Raw genomic sequence first — 20,637 nt, 5'->3', positions numbered from 1 at the left:
CGCACGAGCGTTCAGGGAGAGCGACCCGCGATGACGATCGGCCCGACCGGATCAGGCAAGATATCGCTCGCGCGCCAGATGGCGCGGAGCGTGCTTGCGCGCGATCTCGGTGATTTCGCGCCTGAAGTTGTCGCGAAAGCAAAACTCTGCCTGCTCGACTTCCTGTCTTGCGCCTTCGAGGCGGGCCATCATCCCTGGAGCCGCCAGGCGGTCGCGATCGCGCAAGGCGGCGGCAATGCGACGATCGTCGGAACGTCGCAGCTCTCCTCTCCTGCTGACGCGGCCTTCGCCAATGCCGTCATGGGGCACGGCCTCGTGCGCGAAGACATGCATGCGGCCAGCATCGCGCACCACGGCGTCGTGATCTGGCCGGCCCTGCTCGCGCTGTCCGAACAGGCGCCGCTGCGCGGGGACAGACTGCTCGCGGCCGCCATCATCGGCTATGAGACCGGCGCGCGGATCGGCCGCGCGCTGCTGACCTCCGACCTCGCGCGCCTCTATCGCCCGACCGGCCTCGTGGCCCCTCCAGGCGCGGCGCTCGCGGGAAGTTTTGCGCTGGGCCTTTCGGAGGACCAGGCGACCAGCGCCATCGCGATCGCGGCCAACACCTCCAGCGGACTCAACGAATGGCCGCATGCCGGCGGGTCCGACATGTATTTCCATCCCGGCTTTGCCGCGAGCAATGCGATCAAGGCGATCGGCCTCGCCGCGGCCGGCGCGTTCGGCTCGGAGACGATCCTCGAAGGCGAAGCCGGCCTGTTCGCCGCATACCGCCGCCAGGCCGCGCCCGAGAGCATCGCGCTTTTCCCGGACGGCGAATGCGAGATCATGGCCGTCTACAACAAGCCGGTCCCGGCCTGCAATTTCGCGCAGACAGCGGCACAGGCGGCGCTTCGCGTCTCGCACGAGCTCGCCAGCGCCGAGGAGATCGACCGCATCGTCATTCGCGCGCCCGATGCCGCCGTGCGTTATCCCGGCTGCGACTCCATGGGGCCCTATCGCAACGCGCTCCAGGCCAAGATGAGCATTCCGTTCAGTGTCGCGGCGACGCTGGCGCGCGGCGAGATCGAGGAAGAGAACTACGCCGAACTCGACGATGCTGACATCATCCGTCTCGTTGCGATCACCCACCTCAAGGCAGACGCAGGCTTCACCGCCGCCTTCCCGGGCAGGCAGGGCGCGGAGGTGACCGTGCAGCTGCGCGACGGCCGGACCATCCGGCACGCTTTGCCCGACGTCATCGCGGCAACGCCTGCAGATATTCGCGCACGCTTTCGCAGCGCGGCAGCCGCCGTTCTCGACGCGGACCGCGCGCGCCGGCTCGAGCAACTGATCGACCATTGCGAACAACTTGGCAATGCCGGCGACATCGCCGCGCAATGCCGCCTCAACGCAACGGAACGGGTTTTACGATCGGCATCATAAGAAGTGCCTGATAGTACGGGGGAAACATGGTCAATTTGAAGACCAGTCTAGCATCGTCAGTGGCGAGCGCGGCCACCGCGCGGAGGCGGGGCTGATGGAAGGGTTCTTTCAAGCGCTCGCCGCGGGCCTTCTGATCGGCGCCGTCTACGGCCTGATGTGCGTGGGGCTCGGCCTGATCTTCGGCGTCATGCGCGTCATCAACTTCGCCCATGGCGATTTCATGATGCTCGGCATGTACACGGCCTTCTATCTCTTCACGGCCGCCGGCGTGCAAACGTTGTTCGGCAACACGGTCGGGCCGTTCGTCGCCATCCTGCTGGCCGGGCCCGTGCTCGCGGTGTTCGGCTATGTCGTGCACCGGACGCTGATCTCGCACGTATCAGGCACCCGCACCGCCTCGCTCGAAGGCGAAGGCCATTACGCCCAGCTCATCCTCACGCTCGGCATCGCGCTGATCCTGCAGAACGGCGGCCTCATCGTGTTCGGCTCGGTGCTGGCCTCGATCCGCACGCCGTTGTCGAGCTCGGCCTGGGAGCTCGGCCCCATCTTCGACATGAGCATCTTCCTCAACAAGGCGCGCAGCATCGACATGATCGTCTCGCTGGTCATGATGATCCTGCTCTCGCTCTTGATCACGCGCACCCGGATCGGAAAATCGCTCCGGGCCGCCGCGGACAATCCGACCGCCGCGACCTATATGGGCATCGACGTCGACCGCGCGCACCGCACCGCCTTCGCGCTCGGCTGCGGCATCACCGCCATTGCCGGCGGCCTGCTGGCGACCAACTATCCGTTCCACCCCTTCGTCGGCCTCGAATACGTCATCGTGATGTATGCCGGCGTCGTCCTCGGCGGCATGGGCAGCATCATCGGCGCGTTCTGGGGCGGCATGACGATCGGCCTCGTGCAGCAGATGTCGACGCTGATCCTGCCGACGCAATTGCAGAACGCGGCAATCTTCGCCGTCTTCCTCCTCATCATCTTCTTCCGTCCGCAAGGTTTCTTCGGGCGCGTGGTCGAGAGGACGTGACGATGCTGCGGATGCGATCCTTGCTGCCTCCCCTGCTCTTCACGCTCGCTTATGCGATCGTGTCGCTCGGCGTCACCAACTCCTACTACCAGCTCATCCTGACGCTGGTGCCGGTGTGGGCGGTGTTTGGCCTGTCGTGGAATCTGCTCAGCGGCTATACCGGCCTGGTCTCGTTCGGCCACGCCGCCTTCTTCGGCATCGGCGCCTATGCGACCGCGCTCGGGCAGATCTATTTCGACATCTCGCCCTGGCTGCTGATCCCGGCTGCGGCCATGCTCGGGGGCATCGCCGGCCTCCTCATCGGCTTTCCGACCTTCCGCCTGCAGGGCCATTACTTCGCGCTGGCAATGCTCGCCTATCCGCTCGCCATCCTCTACGTGTTCGAATGGCTCGGCTTCCAGGAGGTGACGCTTCCGATCAAGCGCGACGCGCCGATCGCCTATATGCAGTTCGCCGATCCCCACTTCTACACCCTGTTGGGGCTCGCGCTCATGCTCGCCACGATCGTGCTGACGCAGGTGATCGAGCGATCCCGTTTCGGCATGGCGCTGCTCGCGATCAAGCAGAACGAGGCCGCGGCCGAGGCTGCCGGAATCAACACGCTGGCCTGGAAGCTACGCGCGATCATCTTGAGCGGAGCGATCGCGGCCGCCATCGGCGGGTTCTACGCGCAGGTGCTGCTGGTTGTGACGCCGCAATCGGTGTTCGGCATGCTGGTGTCGGCACAGGCGCTGACGGTCGCGATGTTCGGCGGCGTCGGCACGGTGTGGGGGCCGGTGATCGGCTCGGTGATCCTGATCCCCCTCGCCGAGATCCTGCACGCCGAAGCCGGCGCGCGCATCCCCGGCATTCAGGGCGTCATCTTCGGCATTGCCATCGTCTGCGTCATTCTGCTCGCGCCGGAAGGATTGTTCTGGAAGCTGCGCGATCTCCTGCGCAAGCGACGCGCACCCAGGCCGACGATCGATGTCACGCCGGAAGCAGCTCCCGCCAATATCACTGCGCTGAAGCCTGTGGCGCGGCAGCGCGCCGCCAAGGGCGAAGTGATGCTCGAGGTGAAGAACCTCTCGCGTTCGTTCGGCGGCCTGAAGGCCGTGCAGGACGTCAGCTTCAAGCTGCACAAGAACGAGATCCTCGGCATCATCGGGCCGAACGGTGCCGGCAAGACCACGCTGTTCAACCTGCTCAACGGCTTCCTGAAGCCGAGCCAGGGCGAGGTGCTGATCGACGGTCGCAACATGTCCGGCCAGCGGCCCCATGTGATCTGCGAGGCCGGGATCGGCCGCACCTTCCAGGTGATGCGGCCGTTCCTGCGCATGTCGATCCTCGATAACGTCGTGGTCGGAGCCTATGTGCGGGCGCGCACCGACGATGAGGCCCGCAAGATGGCGGCCGACGCGGTCGCCCGCGTGGGGCTCTCCGCCGTCGCCGACCGCCTCGCCGGTGAGCTCTCGACCAAGGAGCTGCGGCTGATGGAGCTGGCCCGCGCGATCGCCGGGCAGCCGCGCATCCTGCTGCTCGACGAGACGCTCGCGGGCCTCGGCCATGGCGAGGCGGACGAGGTCGTCGCCGTGATCCAACAGCTCGCGCGCGACGGCATGACCATCGCCATCATCGAGCACACCATGCAGGCGATGGTGCGCCTCGTCGATCGCTTCCTCGTGCTCGACCACGGCGCCGTCATTACCGAAGGGCTGCCGGAGGTGGTGACGCGCGACAGCCGCGTCGTCGAGGCCTATCTTGGCAAGAAGTGGGCGGGCCATGCTGCGAATTGAGGGATTGAGCGCGGGCTACTCCGCAAAACCCGTTTTGAACGACGTCTCGATCGAGGTCGGCGCCGGCCAGTTCGTCGCCATCGTCGGCCCGAACGGGGCCGGCAAGACCACGCTGTTCAAGACGATCTCCGGCATCGTCAAGCCGAGCGGCGGCGCGATCATTTTCGACGGCGTCGATTTGCTCGCGGTGCCGCCACCGCAGCGCGCCCATCTCGGCATCGCCCACGTCCCGGAGGGACGCCAGGTCTTCCCGTCGCTGACCGTGATGGAGAACCTGGAAATGGGCGCGATGACCGAGAGTGGCCGGCGCGATTGGCAGAGCAACATCGAGCGCATCTTCGAATGGCTGCCGGTGCTGAAGGAGCGCCGCGATCAATTCGCCGGCACGATGTCCGGCGGCCAGCAGCAGATGCTGGCGATCGGCCGCGGCCTCGCCTCCTCGCCGAAGCTTCTGATGCTGGACGAGCCCTCGATGGGGCTCGCGCCCTCGACCGCCGACTTCATCTTCGAGCGGCTGATCGAGATCCGGCGCCAGTCGGGGCTGACCATGCTGCTGGTCGAGCAGCGCGTCGCGGAAGCGCTGGAGTCTGCCGATCACGGCTATGTCCTCGAAGCCGGGCACGTCGTGCTCCAGGGCAACAACGCCACGCTGCGCGCCGACGACCGCGTGCGGAAAGCCTATCTCGGCATGTGACCAACACAAAAACAAAGAGCAGGGAGAAACAAAATGAACAAGACTTCAAAGGGACTGAGTCGTCGCACCGTGCTGTCGGGCGCCGCCGCCATCGGCCTCGCCGGCGTGGCGCGCGCGCAGGCCCCGGCAGAGATCAAGGTCGGGCTGATCGTGCCGCTGTCGGGCATCTACACCCGTCCCGGCCAAGTCATGAAGATGGGCGCCGAGATGGGCATCGAGCACATCAACGCGCAAGGCGGCATCAAGGCACTCGGCGGCGCCAAGCTGAAGCTGGTCGTGATCGACTGCGGCGACACCACCGAGAAGGCCAAGAACGCCGCCCAGCGCATGGTCGCGCAGGAGCCCGACCTCGTCGCCGCCACCGGTGCCTATCTCTCCTCCTTCACGCTCGCGGTCACCGAAGTGACCGAGCGCGCCGAATTGCCGGTGCTGACGCTGTCCTATTCGGACCTTCTGACCGACCGCGGCTTCAAATACATCTTCCAGACCGCGGCGACCGCGAGCCGCCAGTCCGAGCTCGGCCTGCCGACGCTGATGAAGCTCGCCGAGAACGCCTCGGGCAAGAAGCCCAAGACCGTGGCGATGCTGATGGACAACACCGCGACATCGGTCGCCACGGCCAAGGCGCTGAAGGAGAAGCTGTTCGCGCAGGAAGGCCTCCAGCTCGTGGTCGAGGAAGTCTGGACCCCGCCGCTGTCGGATGCGACGCCGCTGATCCAGAAGGTTCGCTCGGCCAAGCCCGATCTGCTGCTGTTCATGCCGAATGCGGTGTCCGACGCCAAGCTCGGCCTGGAGAAGATCAGCGAGTTCGGCCTCGGCCAGGGCAAGATCCCGACCGTGTCCTTCAGCATCACCATCGCCGAGCCCGACATGCTCCAGAGCGTGAGCCCGGAGACGGTGCAAGGCATCATGACCATCGTCGCCAATTGGGGCTCGAAAGGCCACGAGGCGCTGATCGCCGAGCTCAAGGCCAAATACAAGGAGCCCTGGATGACGCAGAACGTCATCTCGACCTATGGCGACATGTGGCTGATGAAGGAGGCGCTGGAGAAGGCCGGCAAGGCCGACCGCAATGCGGTCGCGCAGGCCTTCCGCACCATGGATGCCGGCCCGTCGAAATACTATCCGGGCGGCCAGCTCAAATTCGACGAGAAGGGCCGCCGCGTCGGCGCCGGCGTCGTCATCGTGCAATGGCAATCGGGCGTGCCTGTCACCGTTTACCCGCCCGAGCTCGCGCAGGCGCAGCCGTTCTGGCCGAAGAAGTCCTAAGCGTCGCGCACATCCTGGGGAGGAGACTGTCATGACTGCCAAGAGCAAGATCACGATATCGCGGCGAACCCTGCTAGCCGGCGCGTCCGGCACGCTGATCGCGTCCCGCGCGGCCTGGGCGCAGCAGCCGTCGGAGGTCAAGGTCGGCCTGCTGGTGCCGATCTCCGGGCTCTATGCCCGTCCGGGAACGGTGATGCGCGAAGGCGCCGAAATGGCGATCGACCACATCAACACGCAAGGCGGCGTCAAGGCGCTCGGCGGCGCCAAGCTGAAGCTCGTCGTGCTCGATTCCGGCGATACCACCGAGAAGGCCAAGAACGCAGCCCAGCGCATGGTGGCGCAGGAGACCGATCTGGTCGCCGCCAGCGGCGCCTATCTGTCCTCGTTCACCCTCGCGGTGACCGAAGTGACGGAGCGCGCCAATTTGCCGATGCTCACCCTCTCCTACTCCGACCTCATCACCGAGCGCGGATTCAAATACGTGTTCCAGACCGCGGCCACCGCGGGGTCGCAGGCCAGGCAGGCATTGCCGCAGCTCATCAAGCTGGCGGAGACGGCCTCGGGCAAGCGCCCGAAGACGGTCGCCATCCTCACCGACAACACCGGCGCCTCGATCGCCTCCGCCAAGGCGATGCGCGAGGGCCTGCTGGCGGAGAACCAGCTGCAGCTGATCGTCGACGAGACCTTCACGCCGCCGCTCGCCGACGCAACCTCGCTGGTGCAGAAGATCCGTTCGGCGAAGCCCGATCTGCTGTTCTTCCTGCCGACCGTGATCTCGGATGCCAAGCTGCTGCTGGAGAAGATGAACGAGTTCGGCCTCGGCCAGGGCAAGATTCCGACCATCTCGTTCGGCATCGCGATCGCCGAGCCGGACATGCTGCAGACCGTCAGCCCCGAGCTGCTCCAGGGCGTCCTGACCTGCGTCGCGAGCTGGGGCGCCAAGGGCCATGAGGCGCTGATCGCCGAATTGAAGACCCGCTACAAGGAGCCGTGGATGACGCAGAACGCGATCTCCACCTATGGCGACATGTGGGTGATCAAGGACGCGCTGGAGAAAGCCGGCAAGGCCGATCGCGTCGCCGTCGGCGAAGCGCTGCGCACCATGGATGGCGGTCCTTCGAAATATTACCCGCTGGGCGAGATCAAGTTCGACGAGAAAGGCCGCCGCGTCGGCGCCGGCATGACCATCGTGCAATGGCAGGCCGGCGTGCCGGTGACGGTGTTCCCGCCCGAGCTCGCGCTGGCAAAACCGTTCTGGCCCAAAAGCTGATAGCGCCCGAACAAGAAACGGAGAACCACATGGACAAGGCGACCTACGACCGCGGCCTCGAAATCCGCAAGAGCGTGCTCGGCAACGAGTTCGTCGACAAGGCGATCGCATCCGCGGACGAGTTCAACCGCCCGATGCAGGACCTGACCACGGAATATTGCTGGGGTTACGTCTGGGGCCGCGAAGGCCTGACACGAAAGACGCGCAGCTTCCTCAACCTGGCGATGCTCTGCGCGCTCAACCGGCCGCACGAGCTGAAGACGCATGTCCGCGGCGCGCTCGCCAACGGCGCGACCAAGGAGGAAATCCGCGAGGTCTTCATGCAGGTCGCGATCTATTGCGGCGTGCCGGCCGGCGTCGATGCGTTCCGCAACGCGAAGGAAGTCTTCGCCGAACTCGACAAGACGTAGCGGAGCGCGACGGCCATGAAGGACAAATGGGCGCTCGTGACCGGTGCGACGGCAGGCCTCGGCCTTGCCATCGCGGAGGGCCTTGCCGGTGCGGGCGCCAATATTGTCCTGCACGATCTCGTCGCACCGAAGCAGGCCGCTGATGATCTCCGCGCCCGCTTCGGCGTCGAGGTCGTCGCGGCCGGCGTCGATCTGTCCCAGCGCGAGTCCATCGAGGCCATGATGGCGGACCTGCTCGACCGCTGCGGCGCCATCGACATTCTCGTCAACAACGCGGTCGTCAGGCATTTTTCGGCGATCGAGCAGTTTCCGCCCGACCGCTGGGACGAGGCGCTGGCCGTCAATTTGTCGGCGCCGTTCCACCTCATCCGCCTGGCGCTGCCGGCGATGAAGCAGCGCGGCTGGGGCCGGATCATCAACATGGGCTCGATCTATTCGAGCCGCGCGATCGAGGATCGCATCGATTACGTCACCACCAAGACGGCGATTCTGGGCATGACCCGCGCCGTCGCCATCGAGACAGCGCGCAGCGGCATCACCTGCAACACGCTTTGCCCCGGCACGCTGCCGACGCCCGCGATCCTGAACAAGATCGCGACGATGGCGGAGACCAGCGGCCGCCCCGCCAGCGACGTGACGGCCGACTATCTCGGCGAGCGCCAGCCGACGCAGCGCTTCATCGAACTGGAGGCCGTCGCGGCCATGGTCGTCTTCCTCTGCGGTCCGGCCGCAAACGACATCACCGGCGCCAGCCTGCCGATCGACGGAGGCTGGTCGGTGGCATGAGAACATCGGAATGGGAGTGCTGCGATGACTGAACGATCAGACCAGAACGTCGTGCTGACCGGTGCTGCCGGCGGCATGGGGCGCGCCATCACCAAGGCGCTGCTCGACAGTGGCCGCCGCGTCGTGCTGGTCGACCGCGACGCCAAGGCGCTTCAGGAACTGGCGGCAACAGCGGGCGATGCGGTGTTTCCGATCCAGCTCGACGTCAGCGACGCCAAGGCCGTCGATCGCCTGCCCGATGCCATTCCCGGTCATTTCAAGCCGGTTGACGTTCTCATCAACAATGCCGGCCACGACATCGGCGGCCGGACGCGCTTCGACATCGGCTCTGCAGACGACTGGTCCAACATCATCCAGACCAATCTGATCGGCCTGATGCGCGTCACGCGGGCGATCCTGCCCGGCATGGTCCAGCGCAATGCCGGCCATGTCGTCAACATCAGCTCCATCAACGCGGTGCGGATCGTGCCCGACATGGCGGCGTACAGCACCAGCAAGGCGGGCGTGCACATGTTCACCGAGACCCTGCGGGGCGAGCTGGCGGACACCGCGATCCGGGTCACCGAGCTGCAGCCCGGCCTGACCCGCACCAACATCATCCTAACCCGCTACCGCGGCGATCAGCAGAAGGAGAAGGAGTATTTCGACCAGTTCAGGATGGCGCTCGATCCGGCCGATATCGCGCGGTCGATCGTCTTCGCCCTTGACCAGCCCGCCCACGTGCAAATTGCCGAAATGATGATTCTGCCTGTAAACCGGTACTGATTTTTCCCAACCAGGACCAGGACATGGAAAGACGTCGCGAATTGCAGTCGACCCTCCGCATCGAGGACGTCCCGACCGTCCGGGCGATGGTGGCACAGAAGCTGCGTGCGGCGATCATGTCCGGGACGCTGAAGCCGGGCCAGCGCCTGGTCGAGCGCGAGCTCTGCGAGATGATGGGCGTCAGCCGCCCCTCGATCCGCGAAGCGCTGCGTGCGCTCGAGGCCGATGGGCTGGTCAATACGGTGCCGCACCGCGGTCCCGTGGTGTCCACCATCAGCCTGGAGGAGGCCCGGCAGCTCTACGCCGCACGCGCGGTGCTCGAAGGTTTTGCCGGCCGCGAATGCGCCAGGCTGCACGATCCCGAGGTCGCGCGCCGGATCGGGGAAGCGCTGACGCGGTTGAAAGCGGCCGCGGCCAAGCAGGATCTCGTCGGCAGCCTCGAAGCCAAGACCGATTTCTATGCGGCGCTGATCGGCGGCTGCCGCAATACCTTCATCGAGCGCATGCTCAAGCCGCTGCACGACCGCATCCAGCTGCTGCGGATCACCTCGATGTCGCAGCCGAAGCGGATCAACAAGAGCCTGCGCGAGGTCACCGCGATCTGGCGCGCGATCCAGAACGGCGATCCTGACCTCGCCGAGCGTTGCTGCGTCGACCACATCAACGCGGCTGCGGTGGCCGCGCTCGACATGATCGAAAAATCGTCGGCAGCCAAGGAGGCGGCGCCTTCCGACGACTAGAACAATGCCGCCAGGGAGTGTTCGATGAAGTTTCTCGTACGATCGCTGTTCCTGCTCCTTCTGCTCTGCCCTCGTGACGCGGCGATCGCGGACGAGTATCCGGCCCGCCCGGTCACGGTCATCGTGCCGTTCTCTGCCGGCGGTCCCGGCGACGTCATCGCGCGCATCCTCGGCAGCGCCATGAGCGCGACGCTGAAACAGTCCGTCGTCATCGAGAATGTCGTCGGCGCCGGCGGCACACTCGGCACCAACCGCGTCGCCAAGGCGGCCCCCGACGGCTACACGCTGCTGCTGATGCATGTCGGCCAGGCCACCGCCCCTGCCCTCTACGCCAAGCTGCCATTCGACCCCGTCGGCGACTTCGCCCCGATCGGGCTCGTCACCGACGTGCCGATGATCCTGGTGGCGCGGCCGAACTTTCCGGCCAAGAATCTCGGCGAGCTGATCGCGCACATCCGCAGCGCCGGCGACAAGATCACCTTCGGCAATGTCGGTCTCGGCTCGGCCTCGCAGCTCTGCGGCCTGATGTTCATGAGCGCGACCGATACCAAGCTCACGCCGATCTACTACAAGGGCGGCGGACCGGCGCTGAACGACGTCATCGCCGGCCACATCGACGTCTATTGCGATCCCGCGACGGGACCGACGCCCTATATCCAGTCGAGCACGATCAAGGGCTACGCGATCACCAGCAGGACGCGCGTGGCGACGCTGCCTGACGTGCCGACCTCGACAGAGGCCGGCGTTCCCGCGTTCGACGTGACGACGTGGTATGGTCTCTATGCGCCGAAGGGCACGCCGAAGCCCGTGGTCGACCATCTCGTCGGCGCGCTGCAGACGGCGCTGAAGGACCCCGCGCTGGTCAGCCGCTTCGCCGAGCTCAGCATGGCGCCGGTCGAGCCCGAGCGCGCCACGCCGGAGGCGCTGGAATCGTTCCTGAAAGCCGAGATCGTCAAATGGGCGCGGATCATCAAGGCGGCCGGAATCGAGCCGCAATAGGCTTGCCCGACGTGCTTTCGCGACGTTGCGCGAGCCCTGAGCCACCGGAGCGCGGCACTCGCCGGCTCCAGCCCGGAAATCTCAATGATCTGAAAGAGATAATGAGCCTGGTGCGCTCGGAGGGACTCGAACCCCCACGATTTTACTCACTGCCACCTCAAGGCAGCGCGTCTACCAGTTCCGCCACGAGCGCTTTGGGGATGCCGGCTTGAGGCTTGAGGGCCAGCCGGATCAACGGCGCCGATCTAACAAATCCATCAGAGGGGTACAAGCCTGCAAAGCCCCTGAATTCCACAAGCTTTGCAGGAAAATTCGGGCCGCTCGCCCGAATCGGCCGCGAGCCGCCCGCAAGACCGCTATCGCGTGCCCGGCGAACGCGGCAGCATCTGCTTGACCTCGACCGCGATCCGGTTGCGATCGACCAGCACGACGCCGGAGGCTACGGGGAGATTGTTGGCCAGAACCTTGACCTCGTCGGCCTCGGTGGCGTCGAGCTCGATGATGGCGCCGCGGGAAAGACGTAATACCTGATGGATCGGCATCGTGGTGGTCCCGAGGACGACCATGAGATCCACGGTGACTTTATCGAGAGTGGGCACTGTCAGGACCGCCGCAACTTGGGACTGGGACTTGAGATCTGGGGGCTTGGCCAAAGGACTTGAACAAAGGACTTGGCATTTGCCCCCGAGATGATCACCACGTTATGGTTAGCCAATGGTTAATTCGCCGCAAAACCCTCGCCAACAGCTCGATTTGACGTCGTTTTCGGCCACAGACGGGGCGCCCGTCGAGTGGCGAATCTCGGACGCGCCGGTGCCCTATCCGGAGGCGGTGGCCACCATGGAAGCCCGGGTCGCCGCCATTGCGGCGGGCGAAGCCCCCGAGCTGGTCTGGCTGCTCGAACACCCCCCGCTTTACACCTCCGGCACCTCGGGCAAGGACACCGACCTGCGCGATCCCCGCTTCCCGATTTTCGCCACGGGGCGCGGCGGCCAGCTGACCTATCACGGCCCCGGCCAGCGCGTGGCCTACATCATGCTCGACCTCAAGCGCCGCCGGCCGGACGTGCGGGCCTATGTCGCGAGCCTGGAGGAGCTGATTCTGCGCACGCTCGCCGCCTTCAACATCCGCGGCGAGCGGCGCGAGGATCGGGTCGGCGTCTGGGTCAAGCGGCCCGACAAAGGCGAAGGCTTTGAGGACAAGATCGCGGCGATCGGCGTGCGGCTGAAGCGCTGGGTCTCGTTCCACGGCATCGCCATCAATGTCGAGCCGGAGCTGGCGCATTTCGCCGGCATCGTGCCGTGCGGCGTCGTCGATCCCCGCTACGGCGTCACCTCGCTGGTCGATCTCGGCCAGCTCGTGACCATGGAAGATGTCGACGTCGCGCTCCGGCAGGCGTTCGAGGAGCTGTTCGGACCGACCCGCGCGCTGCTGCCGGAATCAGTCTCCTGACATTTTCCTGTTCGAGCCCGACCGCGCGAGTTCTCCGCTCCGGGCGGAATCGGCTATGCTGTTTCAGGCGCCGCCCACGCCTCCCCCCTCCGCCGGGAAAGCAGACCTCATGCCGGGCGATGAGATCACCGGCCGACTGTTCGAGCACTGGGCATAAGGAGGGATTGCGCTTTCCGCTCGCAACGGGAGGTTTGGACGATGAGACTTTCTGCGCCGATCTATCATCTGAAGCGACAAGCCAAGCGCCTGTCCCGCGAGGCGGGCATTGCGCTGCACGACGCACTCGACCGCGTCGCCGCGACGGAGGGGTTTTCCGCCTGGAGCATGCTCGCAGCGAAAGCCGCCGCGCTGACGCCCGCCAGCAGGCTGTTCCCGCAATTCCGTCCCGGCGACCTCGTGCTGGTCGGCGCGCGGCCGGGTCAAGGCAAGACGCTGATGAGCCTCGCGCTTGCGGTGGAAGCCATGAAGTCGGGCCAACGCGCCGCGTTCTTCTCACTCGAATATACCGAGAAAGACGTGCTGGATCGCCTGCGCGCAATCGGCGTGGAGCCGGCACAGTTCGACAAATTATTCGAGGTCGATTGCTCCGACGCGATCAGCGCCGACTATGTCGTCAAGCAGATGGCCACAGCGCAACGCGGCACGTTCGTGGTGATCGACTATCTGCAACTGCTCGACCAGAGACGCGAAAACCCCGATCTGACCATTCAAGTGCGCGCATTGAAATCGTTCGCACGCGACCAGGGGCTGATCGTCGTCTGCATATCGCAGATCGATCGATCCTACGATCCCGCGGTCAAGCCCTGCCCCGATCTCAGCGACGTCCGCTTGCCGAACCCGCTGGACCTGACGCTGTTCGACAAGACGTGCTTCCTGAACAATTCCGAAGTTCAGTTCCGCGCGATAGGTTGACGGTCGGGCCGCGGGTGCGAGGGCTCACCCGCGGCCTGCGGCCCTACGCTGCCTTCAGCGCGACATCGAGCTTGCCGGCGATGTAGCGCCGTTCCTGGGTCAGGCCGCCAAACCCGTAGGCGTCGCCCTTGACCTCGTCGACATGGGCATAGGTCTCGGGATGCAGCGGGCCCAAAATCTCGGCCATGCGCTTGAACATCGCGGCGAGATAGGCCGCCTTCTCGTCCTTGGTGTTGGTGCCTTCGGTGACGTGGATGTCGAGCCAGTAGCTGGCGAGATTCTGCTCGGCCAGCGACTTGCCGCCGGCGAACCAGTCATCGGCGTCGACCGACTTCACGATGATCGCGGTCACCTTGGGATCCTTGTGCAGGATTTTTGCGGTGAGCTCGGACACCGCGTTCGCGATGTCGGCCTTCAGCGAGGGCGACTGGCGGGAGGTGGTGTAGGACACGGTGATCAGCGGCATGGTCGTTCTCCTCGATATGCTGCGCGGGTGTTGCGCGGCGTTGAGGAGAAGCTAGACCCGCGGCCGTCATTTTGGTATCTTATCTTTATTGATACCAGTGATAATTATCTATAATGACAACCACGCTCGACATCGCCACGGTGCAGGCCTTCCTGCTGGTCGCCGACCTCCAGAGCTTTACGCGTGCGGCCGAAGCGCTGGGCACGACGCAGGCGGCGGTCAGTCTCAAGCTGCAGCGGCTGGAGACGCTGCTCGGAAGACGCCTCGTCGAACGCTCACCCCGCGCGGTCCGGCTCACGGCAGATGGCGCCAGCTTCCTCGACCGCGCCCGCGCGCTGATGGCGGCGCACGACCTCGCATTATCAGGCGAGGCTCCCGCCACGCAGTCGCTCTCGCTCGGCATTTCCGATCACGCCGCGGGCCCGGAGCTGGTACCGCTGCTCGAACGCCTGCACGCCATGTCTTCAAACCTCACCCTCGCCGTCACCATCGGCTTCTCGCGCGAGATGCAGGACGCTTACGACGCGGGCGAGCTGGATGCGGTGATCGTCCGCCAGGAAGGCAGCCGCCGCGGCGGCGAGAAGCTGACCGAGGACGAGTTTGGCTGGTTCGCCGCACGACGTTTGACGCTGCCGAAGGGCGAAGCGCTGCCGCTGGCAACGCTCGCTCCGCCGTGCGGCGTCCGCGCCATCGCGGTGCGCGCGCTCGATAAGGCCGGAATCGCCTGGCGCGAACGCTTCGTCGGTGGCGGCGTGACGGCGGTGGTTGCCGCCGCGCTCGCGGGACTGGCGATCGCGCCGCTGGCGCGGCGGATCGCGCCGCCCGGCCTGGTCGATATTGGACCCGCGCATAGACTGCCAACACTCGGCCGCTCGAAGGTGATGCTGCATTCGAAGGTCAGCGACCCAGCCAAGCTCGCGGCGCTGCGCGCGGTAGCGGCGACGTTCCGGAGTGTCGCCGCCACCTGACCTCTCACAAGATCGCCTCGAACGCGCTGCGCAGCGTCTCGTGCCGGAAGACAAAGCCGCGGCTCAGCGCCTTGTTGGGCAGCACGCGCTGGCCGCCGAGCAGAAGCTCGTCGGCAAAGCCGCCGCCGATCCGGCGCAAGAGGCCGCCGGGAATGCGGAACACGGCGGGCCGACGCAGCCGGCGGCCGAGCTCCTCGGTGAACTTTGCATTCGTGACCGGGATCGGCGCGGTGGCGTTGACAGGGCCGGTGAGATCGTGCGTCGCCAAGACATAGGCGATGAGGCGAATGAGGTCGTCGCGCTCGATCCAGGACATCCACTGCCGGCCGGTGCCGAGCGGGCCGCCGAGGCCGAATTCGAACGGCGTCAGCATCCGCGTGATGAAGCCGCCTTCGGTGCCGAGCACGAGGCCGATGCGCAAATAGACCACGCGGACGCCGAGTTCCTCCGCCGGCCGCGCCGCCTTCTCCCAGGCTGCGCACAGTTCATGGCTGAAGCAGGCGTGCGACTTCGCCGATTCCGTCAGGACCTGGTCCGCCCACAATCCGTACCAGCCGATCGCGGAGCCGCTGACCAGCACTTCGGGTTTGCGGTCGAGCCGCGCGATCAGCTTCACGACTTCGCCCGTCATGTCGACGCGCGAGCCGATGATCTTCGCCCGCTTCGCCTCGGTCCACAGACCGTTGCCGATCGGCTCGCCGGCGAGATTGACGATGGCATCGATCCGGGTGTCGGCGGCGAGCTGATCGAGGCTGGTGACCAGCGTCACCGGCGGCGGCAGCATTTCGGCCTTGGCGGGATTGCGGATGAGCGCGATGACGTTGTGCCCTGCCCCGGCAAGACTCGCCGCAAGGCGGCTGCCGATGAAGCCGGTGGCGCCTGTGACCAGCACGGTCTTGCGGCCCGGGAGTTTCTCGACGAGTCCGGCCGGCGGCACGCTGCGCATGCGGCCGAGCCGGCGCATCGCCGCAAAATCCCTGACGCCGCAGAGCGCAGCGCCGGCCGCGCAGGCGGTGGCGGCGATGCTGAGCAGGCCCTGATACACGACAGACACGCCGAATGGCCGCATCGCCCAGTCGATCAGCACCGGCAGCAGCAGCACCAGGATGGCGCCGTAATTGATCGCGAGCAGCGTATGATTGATGCGCTCGCTCGGTGGCAGCTTTCGGCTCAAATCCTCCTCGACGAAATCCATCAGCGTGATGACGATCTCGGCGACCAGCACGGCGACGATCAAGAGCGCCAGCACGCCATAGACCTCGAGCCAGCCGAGCAGCAGGAACAGCAGCGCATAAAGCATGTTGCGGATGCCGTGCAGCTTCAACTCGAAACGCTGCGACGGACGCCAGGCCAGTCGCTCGGTGAACTCGTGGTGATAGAAGGTGTCGAACACGCCCATCGCGATCTGGATGGCGATGAGCATCCACAACAACGGGGTCATGACACGGTCTCCCTGAACACGGCGGACTGGTGGATCAGCGCGCCGTAACGCGGATGGATGACATCGAGGGTGAAGCGGAAGGCGCCCGCGCCGAGGTCGCGGTGCGTCACGGTGAGATCGCCCGGGGTGAGCCAGAGCGGCAGCGGGACCCAGAGGCGTCCGAGCTGGAGCCCATAACCCGCGCTGCGGAAGGTCAGCGCCTCGCCCTCGACCGCGATACGCAGCGCCATGGAAATGCCGAAGCCGACATACTCCTCGAGCCCGGTCGGGCCGGCGAAGCGCTTGGCGGAATGGATCACTTGCGGAAAGCCGCGCTTGCGCGCGCAGATGCGGGTCCAGGTCTGGCCGCCGGTCGCGGCGTCCTCGGTGACGCTGACGATCATCGGCACGCCAACGTCGCGGCCGGTCGGCAGCGGCCCGCCGATCATGCGCACGGCTTGTGCGAGCCACCAGCCGATGTCGCTGAAAGAGACCTCGTCGACCACGCCGACATAGACCACGCTGTCGCCGTCGGCGACGCGCTTGGAAAAGCGCCGCCAGGTCGCGAGCGGCAGTCGGCCCCAATCCTCGTCCGGCAACAGCGCATGGAAGCGGCGGTCGTCGAGCAGCCTGATGTGAGCGGAGGGCGTTGCGCCTAAGCCTGACAAGCGAGCCGACGTCATCGCACCCTCCTCGAAACTATTTGACCTTGCCCAGCGGCAGCAGGTTGGCGATCTTCTCGCCAAGCCGCATCAAGGCGACCAACCGCGGCCGCGGCACCTTCAGCATCTGCATGAACCAGTGGTCGGCGAGCTCGGTGAAGGCGAGCATCTCCTTCAACCGTTTGCTCGCGACCGGATTGACGGTGGGATCGACGGCGGCGTCGGACACGCAGGCCCGGAGCGCCGCGATCGCAGGATCGAGCTCCCGCTCCTTGCGGCGCGCGGCGATCCTGGCGGCGACCTCCCAGATGTCGGTCTCGGCCTCGTAATGGTCGCGGCGGTCGCCGAGGATCGGCACGCGCCGGATCAGGTTCCAGGCCAGCAGCTCCTTCAGCGAGTTGGAGACGTTGGAGCGCGCCATGCCGAGCGCATCGGCGATGTCCTCCGCCGTCATCGGCGCCTCCGCGAGATAGAGCAGCCCGTGGATCTGGCTGACCGAGCGATTGACGCCCCACTCATCCCCCATGTCGCCCCAATGCAGGATGAAGCGCTCAACGGCGGCGGGGAGTTTCTTCTTTCCGGTTATTTCTGTCATAACAGAAATATCTGACGCAACCGTTCCACTGTCAAGTGGGTGCCGTCGGCATGCGAGGCGAAAGATTTGCCTAAAAATATCCCACCCTCCGGGAACCATTCGACCCCTCCGGCGTTTGCCCCCGTTGAGGCAGGGTCCCGGAATGGTCGAAAAGTTCAGTCAACAGAGAGACTTGTTCGAGAGCGAACGCAGTTTCCGGCTGTTGGTTGAGGGGGTTGCCGACTACGCGCTCTATATGCTGGATCCCAAGGGGATCATCACCAGCTGGAATATCGGCGGCGAGCGCATCAAGGGCTATTCCCCCTCGGAGATCCTCGGCCAGCATTTCTCCCGTTTCTACACCGAGACCGACCGCGCCAACGGCAAGCCGGCCCGCGCGCTCGGCATTGCGCGGGAAAAGGGCCGTTACGAGGAGGAAGGCTGGCGCGTCCGCAAGGACGGCACGTTCTTCTGGGCCAGCGTCGTCATCGATCCCATCCACGAGGACGGCGAGCTGGTCGGATTCGCCAAGATCACGCGCGACATCACCGAACGCCGCAATACGCAGATCAAGCTCGAGGCGATGCAGAAGCAGCTCGCCGAGTCCCAGAAATTCGACGCGCTCGGGCAACTCACCGGCGGGGTCGCCCACGACTTCAACAATCTCCTGATGATCATCAGCGGCAGCCTCCACATGCTGAAGCGTGGCGCCGACGACGCGGCCAAGGTTCAGCGCGCGATCTCGGCCATCGAGACCGCTACCAAGCGCGGCGCGGCGCTGACCAACCAGCTGCTCACCTTCGCACGGCGGCAGAGCGTCAATCCGCAGGCAATTGATTTCGCCGAGCGCATCGCGGCGATCCGCGAGGTGCTCGATGCCGGCATCGGCAGCTCCGTACGGCTGGCCTTCGACATCGGCCGCGACGTCTGGCCGATCAAGGCCGACGTCTCCGAGCTCGAGACGGCGCTGCTCAATCTCGTCATCAATGCCCGCGACGCGATGCCTGACGGCGGCACCGTGACGATCCGCGCGCGCAATGTCGTGCTGGACGAGGCGCCCCTCGCCGGCGATTTCGTCGCAATCGACGTCGCCGATACCGGGCTCGGCATTCCCTCCGACGTTCTCGACAAGATCTTCGAGCCGTTCTTCACGACCAAGCCGATCGGAAAAGGCACGGGTCTCGGCCTTTCCCAGGTCCACGGCTTCGCGCATCAGGCCGGCGGCACCGTGAAGGTCGCAAGCGATCTCGGCAAGGGCACGACTTTCACCATCCTCCTGCCGCGCGGAGAAGATGTGCCATCGCACGCGACGACGGGGGAGCCGGCGTTCCAAGGCAGCGGCACGGTGTTGCTGGTGGAGGACAATCCGGACGTCGCCATCGTCAGCATCGGCCTCCTGGAGCAGCTCGGCTACCACGTGCGCCGGGTCGCCGACGCCGAAGCCGCCTTGCGCGAGATCGAGAACAACGGCGTCGATTTCGTGTTCTCGGACATCGTCATGCCCGGCAAGATGGACGGCCTCACCCTCGCCCATCATCTCCGCGAGATCCGCCCCGGCCTGCCGATCCTGCTCGCTACCGGCTACAGCGAGGTCGCCGCCGGCGTGCGCGGCGATTTCCCGATCCTGCGCAAGCCGTACGAGATCCACGAGCTGAGCGAGGCGATCTCGAAGCTGCCGAGGTGAGTGTTCACCTCGATATCTTGAGGCATCCAAGCCCCCTCGTCGTCATGGCCGGGCTTGTCCCGGCCATTTACGCCTTGCCACGTCGCACGAAGAACGTGGATGCCCGGGACAAGCCCGGGCATGACGGCTTTCGTTGAGGCCGCACTCAAACCGTCGGCAACACCGAAAACGCCTCCCCTGCCCGGCGCAGGTTCAGCTCTTCCACGCTCGCCGTCTCGCTCGTCACACTGTCCACGCGCGAGGACGGCGGGCCGTGACGGCAGAGCGCGACCATGTCGGCGACGTGCTTCGGCGTGCCCGCGAACAGCGCTTCCACGCCGCCGTCGCGGCGGTTGCGGACCCAGCCTTCAAGCCCGCTCGCCGTCGCCCGATACTCGACCCAGGCCCGATAGCCGACGCCCTGCACGCGCCCGCGGATCATGACCTGAAGGATCGCCCGACTCATCTTTTCAGTCCGAGGAGATCGGCGCTGCGCGCCTTGACGTCGGCCTCGCGCATGACGCGCGCCGTCAGTTCCAAGGATGCGAGCCCCTTAAGGTTCTTCGGCGGCGTGCCTTCGCGCAGCGCCTTCAGCGTCTCGTAGACGGCCTGCGTCGCCGCTGCGATCGGTGCATGGCCCTGGAGCGCGATGCGGACGCGCTGGCTGGCGAGATAGTCGAGCGCGCTCAAATCCTCCGGCGCCCCGCCGAGCACGATCGGCAGGCGCGTCGCGGCGGTAACCGCATCGAGCTCGGCGCGCGACTTGATGCCGGTGAAGAACAGCGCATCGACGCCGGTGGCCTCATAGGCCTTCGCACGCTTGATCGCATCCTCGATCGAGGTGATCGAGGCAGCTCCCGTGCGGCCCATGATGACCAGCGAAGGATCGCTGCGGCCGCCGAGCGCCGCCTTCATCTTGCCGACGCCCTCCTCGAGCGAGATCAGCTGCGTCTTCGCCTCGCCGAAAGCAGCCGGCAGCAGCGTGTCCTCGATGGTGAGACCGGCGGCGCCCGCCGCCTCCAGCTCCTGCACCGTGCGGCGGACATTGAGCGCATTGCCATAGCCGTGATCGGCATCGACCAGCACGGGGAGCGCGGAGGCACGCGACATCCGGCGCATCTGCTCGGCAAGCTCGGTGAGCGTGATCAGCGTGATATCGGGATCGCCCAGCACCGCGAGCGAGGCGACCGAGCCGCCAAACATGCCGATGGGAAAGCCGAGGTCCTCGGCGATGCGGATCGAGATCGCGTCATAGACCGAACCCGGATGGATGCAGGCCGAGCCCGACAGGATGGATCGCAATTTCTCGCGGCGGGAACGAAAGGCCATGGTGCTGTCTCACAGGATCGCGGAGGCC

Annotated in this window: 22 protein-coding genes and 1 tRNA gene; 15 read left to right on the top strand and 8 right to left on the bottom strand. The window is 65.9% G+C overall.

Annotated elements, in window-relative coordinates; genetic code table 11:
* Positions 1-30: 30 nt before the first annotated feature.
* The 11 genes from UNPF46_RS03640 to UNPF46_RS03590 all read left to right on the top strand — a co-directional run bounded on the left by UNPF46_RS03640 (position 31) and on the right by UNPF46_RS03590 (position 11,163).
* Complete coding sequence (locus tag UNPF46_RS03640) at positions 31-1,425, top strand: MmgE/PrpD family protein (RefSeq protein ID WP_142249069.1); 1,395 nt, start codon at positions 31-33, stop codon at positions 1,423-1,425.
* A gap of 94 nt (positions 1,426-1,519) precedes the next feature.
* Positions 1,520-2,455: a branched-chain amino acid ABC transporter permease gene (locus UNPF46_RS03635; protein ID WP_142249068.1), complete on the top strand. Its 936-nt coding sequence runs from the start codon at positions 1,520-1,522 to the stop codon at positions 2,453-2,455.
* Positions 2,456-2,457: 2 nt separating this feature from the next.
* A complete protein-coding gene (locus tag UNPF46_RS03630; RefSeq protein ID WP_181769755.1) occupies positions 2,458-4,230 on the top strand; it encodes a branched-chain amino acid ABC transporter ATP-binding protein/permease in 1,773 nt (590 codons plus the stop codon).
* Positions 4,217-4,924: an ABC transporter ATP-binding protein gene (locus UNPF46_RS03625; RefSeq protein ID WP_142249066.1), complete on the top strand. Its 708-nt coding sequence runs from the start codon at positions 4,217-4,219 to the stop codon at positions 4,922-4,924. The genes UNPF46_RS03630 and UNPF46_RS03625 overlap by 14 nt, the downstream gene beginning before the upstream one ends.
* Positions 4,925-4,957: 33 nt before the next feature.
* Positions 4,958-6,193 carry an ABC transporter substrate-binding protein gene (locus UNPF46_RS03620; RefSeq protein WP_142249065.1) on the top strand — a complete coding sequence of 412 codons (1,236 nt, stop codon included), beginning with the start codon at positions 4,958-4,960 and terminating at the stop codon, positions 6,191-6,193.
* A 31-nt stretch (positions 6,194-6,224) separates the two neighbouring features.
* A complete protein-coding gene (locus UNPF46_RS03615; RefSeq protein WP_142249064.1) occupies positions 6,225-7,463 on the top strand; it encodes an ABC transporter substrate-binding protein in 1,239 nt (412 codons plus the stop codon).
* A gap of 29 nt (positions 7,464-7,492) precedes the next feature.
* Positions 7,493-7,873 (top strand): carboxymuconolactone decarboxylase family protein, encoded by a 381-nt coding sequence (locus UNPF46_RS03610; protein WP_028140570.1) that lies wholly within the window; start codon positions 7,493-7,495, stop codon positions 7,871-7,873.
* 15 nt (positions 7,874-7,888) lie between these two features.
* The gene (locus UNPF46_RS03605) at positions 7,889-8,659 is read left to right on the top strand and encodes an SDR family oxidoreductase (RefSeq protein WP_142249063.1); all 771 of its coding nucleotides are present in this window, start codon (positions 7,889-7,891) and stop codon (positions 8,657-8,659) included.
* A 24-nt stretch (positions 8,660-8,683) separates the two neighbouring features.
* Positions 8,684-9,424 carry an SDR family oxidoreductase gene (locus tag UNPF46_RS03600; protein ID WP_100178844.1) on the top strand — a complete coding sequence of 247 codons (741 nt, stop codon included), beginning with the start codon at positions 8,684-8,686 and terminating at the stop codon, positions 9,422-9,424.
* Between the two features lie 23 nt (positions 9,425-9,447).
* Positions 9,448-10,164 (top strand): GntR family transcriptional regulator, encoded by a 717-nt coding sequence (locus UNPF46_RS03595; protein WP_097658863.1) that lies wholly within the window; start codon positions 9,448-9,450, stop codon positions 10,162-10,164.
* A gap of 24 nt (positions 10,165-10,188) precedes the next feature.
* Positions 10,189-11,163 carry a tripartite tricarboxylate transporter substrate-binding protein gene (locus UNPF46_RS03590; RefSeq protein ID WP_142249062.1) on the top strand — a complete coding sequence of 325 codons (975 nt, stop codon included), beginning with the start codon at positions 10,189-10,191 and terminating at the stop codon, positions 11,161-11,163.
* Positions 11,164-11,271: 108 nt separating this feature from the next.
* On the opposite strand, the gene UNPF46_RS03585 is transcribed toward UNPF46_RS03590, so the two are convergent.
* Positions 11,272-11,356 (bottom strand) — tRNA-Leu (locus UNPF46_RS03585).
* Positions 11,357-11,519: 163 nt separating this feature from the next.
* Positions 11,520-11,762 carry a FliM/FliN family flagellar motor switch protein gene (locus tag UNPF46_RS03580; RefSeq protein ID WP_018647371.1) on the bottom strand — a complete coding sequence of 81 codons (243 nt, stop codon included), beginning with the start codon at positions 11,760-11,762 and terminating at the stop codon, positions 11,520-11,522.
* A 115-nt stretch (positions 11,763-11,877) separates the two neighbouring features.
* On the opposite strand from UNPF46_RS03580, the gene lipB reads away from it, so the two are divergent.
* Positions 11,878-12,615: a lipoyl(octanoyl) transferase LipB gene (gene lipB, locus UNPF46_RS03575; protein WP_142249061.1), complete on the top strand. Its 738-nt coding sequence runs from the start codon at positions 11,878-11,880 to the stop codon at positions 12,613-12,615.
* Between the two features lie 198 nt (positions 12,616-12,813).
* Positions 12,814-13,527, top strand: coding sequence for a DNA helicase (locus UNPF46_RS03570; protein WP_181769754.1), 714 nt, complete (start codon positions 12,814-12,816; stop codon positions 13,525-13,527).
* A 43-nt stretch (positions 13,528-13,570) separates the two neighbouring features.
* Here the strand turns inward: UNPF46_RS03570 and UNPF46_RS03565 are convergent, their stop codons facing one another.
* A complete protein-coding gene (locus tag UNPF46_RS03565) occupies positions 13,571-13,993 on the bottom strand; it encodes a tautomerase family protein (RefSeq protein WP_100178839.1) in 423 nt (140 codons plus the stop codon).
* A 113-nt stretch (positions 13,994-14,106) separates the two neighbouring features.
* Between UNPF46_RS03565 and UNPF46_RS03560 the strand changes: the two genes are divergently transcribed.
* The gene (locus tag UNPF46_RS03560) at positions 14,107-14,961 is read left to right on the top strand and encodes a LysR family transcriptional regulator (protein ID WP_142249060.1); all 855 of its coding nucleotides are present in this window, start codon (positions 14,107-14,109) and stop codon (positions 14,959-14,961) included.
* Between the two features lie 4 nt (positions 14,962-14,965).
* On the opposite strand, the gene UNPF46_RS03555 is transcribed toward UNPF46_RS03560, so the two are convergent.
* The 3 genes from UNPF46_RS03555 to UNPF46_RS03545 are packed head-to-tail and all read right to left on the bottom strand — an operon-like array spanning position 14,966 to position 17,638.
* The gene (locus UNPF46_RS03555; RefSeq protein WP_142249059.1) at positions 14,966-16,402 is read right to left on the bottom strand and encodes a TIGR01777 family oxidoreductase; all 1,437 of its coding nucleotides are present in this window, start codon (positions 16,400-16,402) and stop codon (positions 14,966-14,968) included.
* Entirely contained in the window at positions 16,399-17,064 is a 666-nt protein-coding gene (locus UNPF46_RS03550) for a DUF4166 domain-containing protein (RefSeq protein ID WP_142249058.1), read from the bottom strand. Before UNPF46_RS03550 ends, UNPF46_RS03555 begins: the two co-directional genes overlap by 4 nt.
* A 16-nt stretch (positions 17,065-17,080) precedes the next feature.
* Positions 17,081-17,638 carry a GbsR/MarR family transcriptional regulator gene (locus tag UNPF46_RS03545; RefSeq protein WP_100178835.1) on the bottom strand — a complete coding sequence of 186 codons (558 nt, stop codon included), beginning with the start codon at positions 17,636-17,638 and terminating at the stop codon, positions 17,081-17,083.
* Between the two features lie 142 nt (positions 17,639-17,780).
* Between UNPF46_RS03545 and UNPF46_RS03540 the strand changes: the two genes are divergently transcribed.
* Positions 17,781-19,301: a PAS domain-containing hybrid sensor histidine kinase/response regulator family protein gene (locus UNPF46_RS03540; protein WP_100178834.1), complete on the top strand. Its 1,521-nt coding sequence runs from the start codon at positions 17,781-17,783 to the stop codon at positions 19,299-19,301.
* A gap of 145 nt (positions 19,302-19,446) precedes the next feature.
* Here UNPF46_RS03540 and UNPF46_RS03535 read toward each other — a convergent pair whose 3' ends face one another.
* A complete protein-coding gene (locus UNPF46_RS03535) occupies positions 19,447-19,746 on the bottom strand; it encodes an acylphosphatase (RefSeq protein WP_100178833.1) in 300 nt (99 codons plus the stop codon).
* Positions 19,743-20,609 (bottom strand): isocitrate lyase/PEP mutase family protein, encoded by an 867-nt coding sequence (locus UNPF46_RS03530; protein ID WP_100178832.1) that lies wholly within the window; start codon positions 20,607-20,609, stop codon positions 19,743-19,745. Before UNPF46_RS03530 ends, UNPF46_RS03535 begins: the two co-directional genes overlap by 4 nt.
* Positions 20,610-20,637: the final 28 nt, after the last annotated feature.

Origin of the sequence: Bradyrhizobium sp. UNPF46 (assembly GCF_006658625.1) — a bacterium.
GTDB classification, from domain to species: domain Bacteria; phylum Pseudomonadota; class Alphaproteobacteria; order Rhizobiales; family Xanthobacteraceae; genus Bradyrhizobium; species Bradyrhizobium nitroreducens.
Note: the sequence above shows the minus strand (reverse complement) of the source record. Positions and strands in the feature narration are given on the sequence as shown.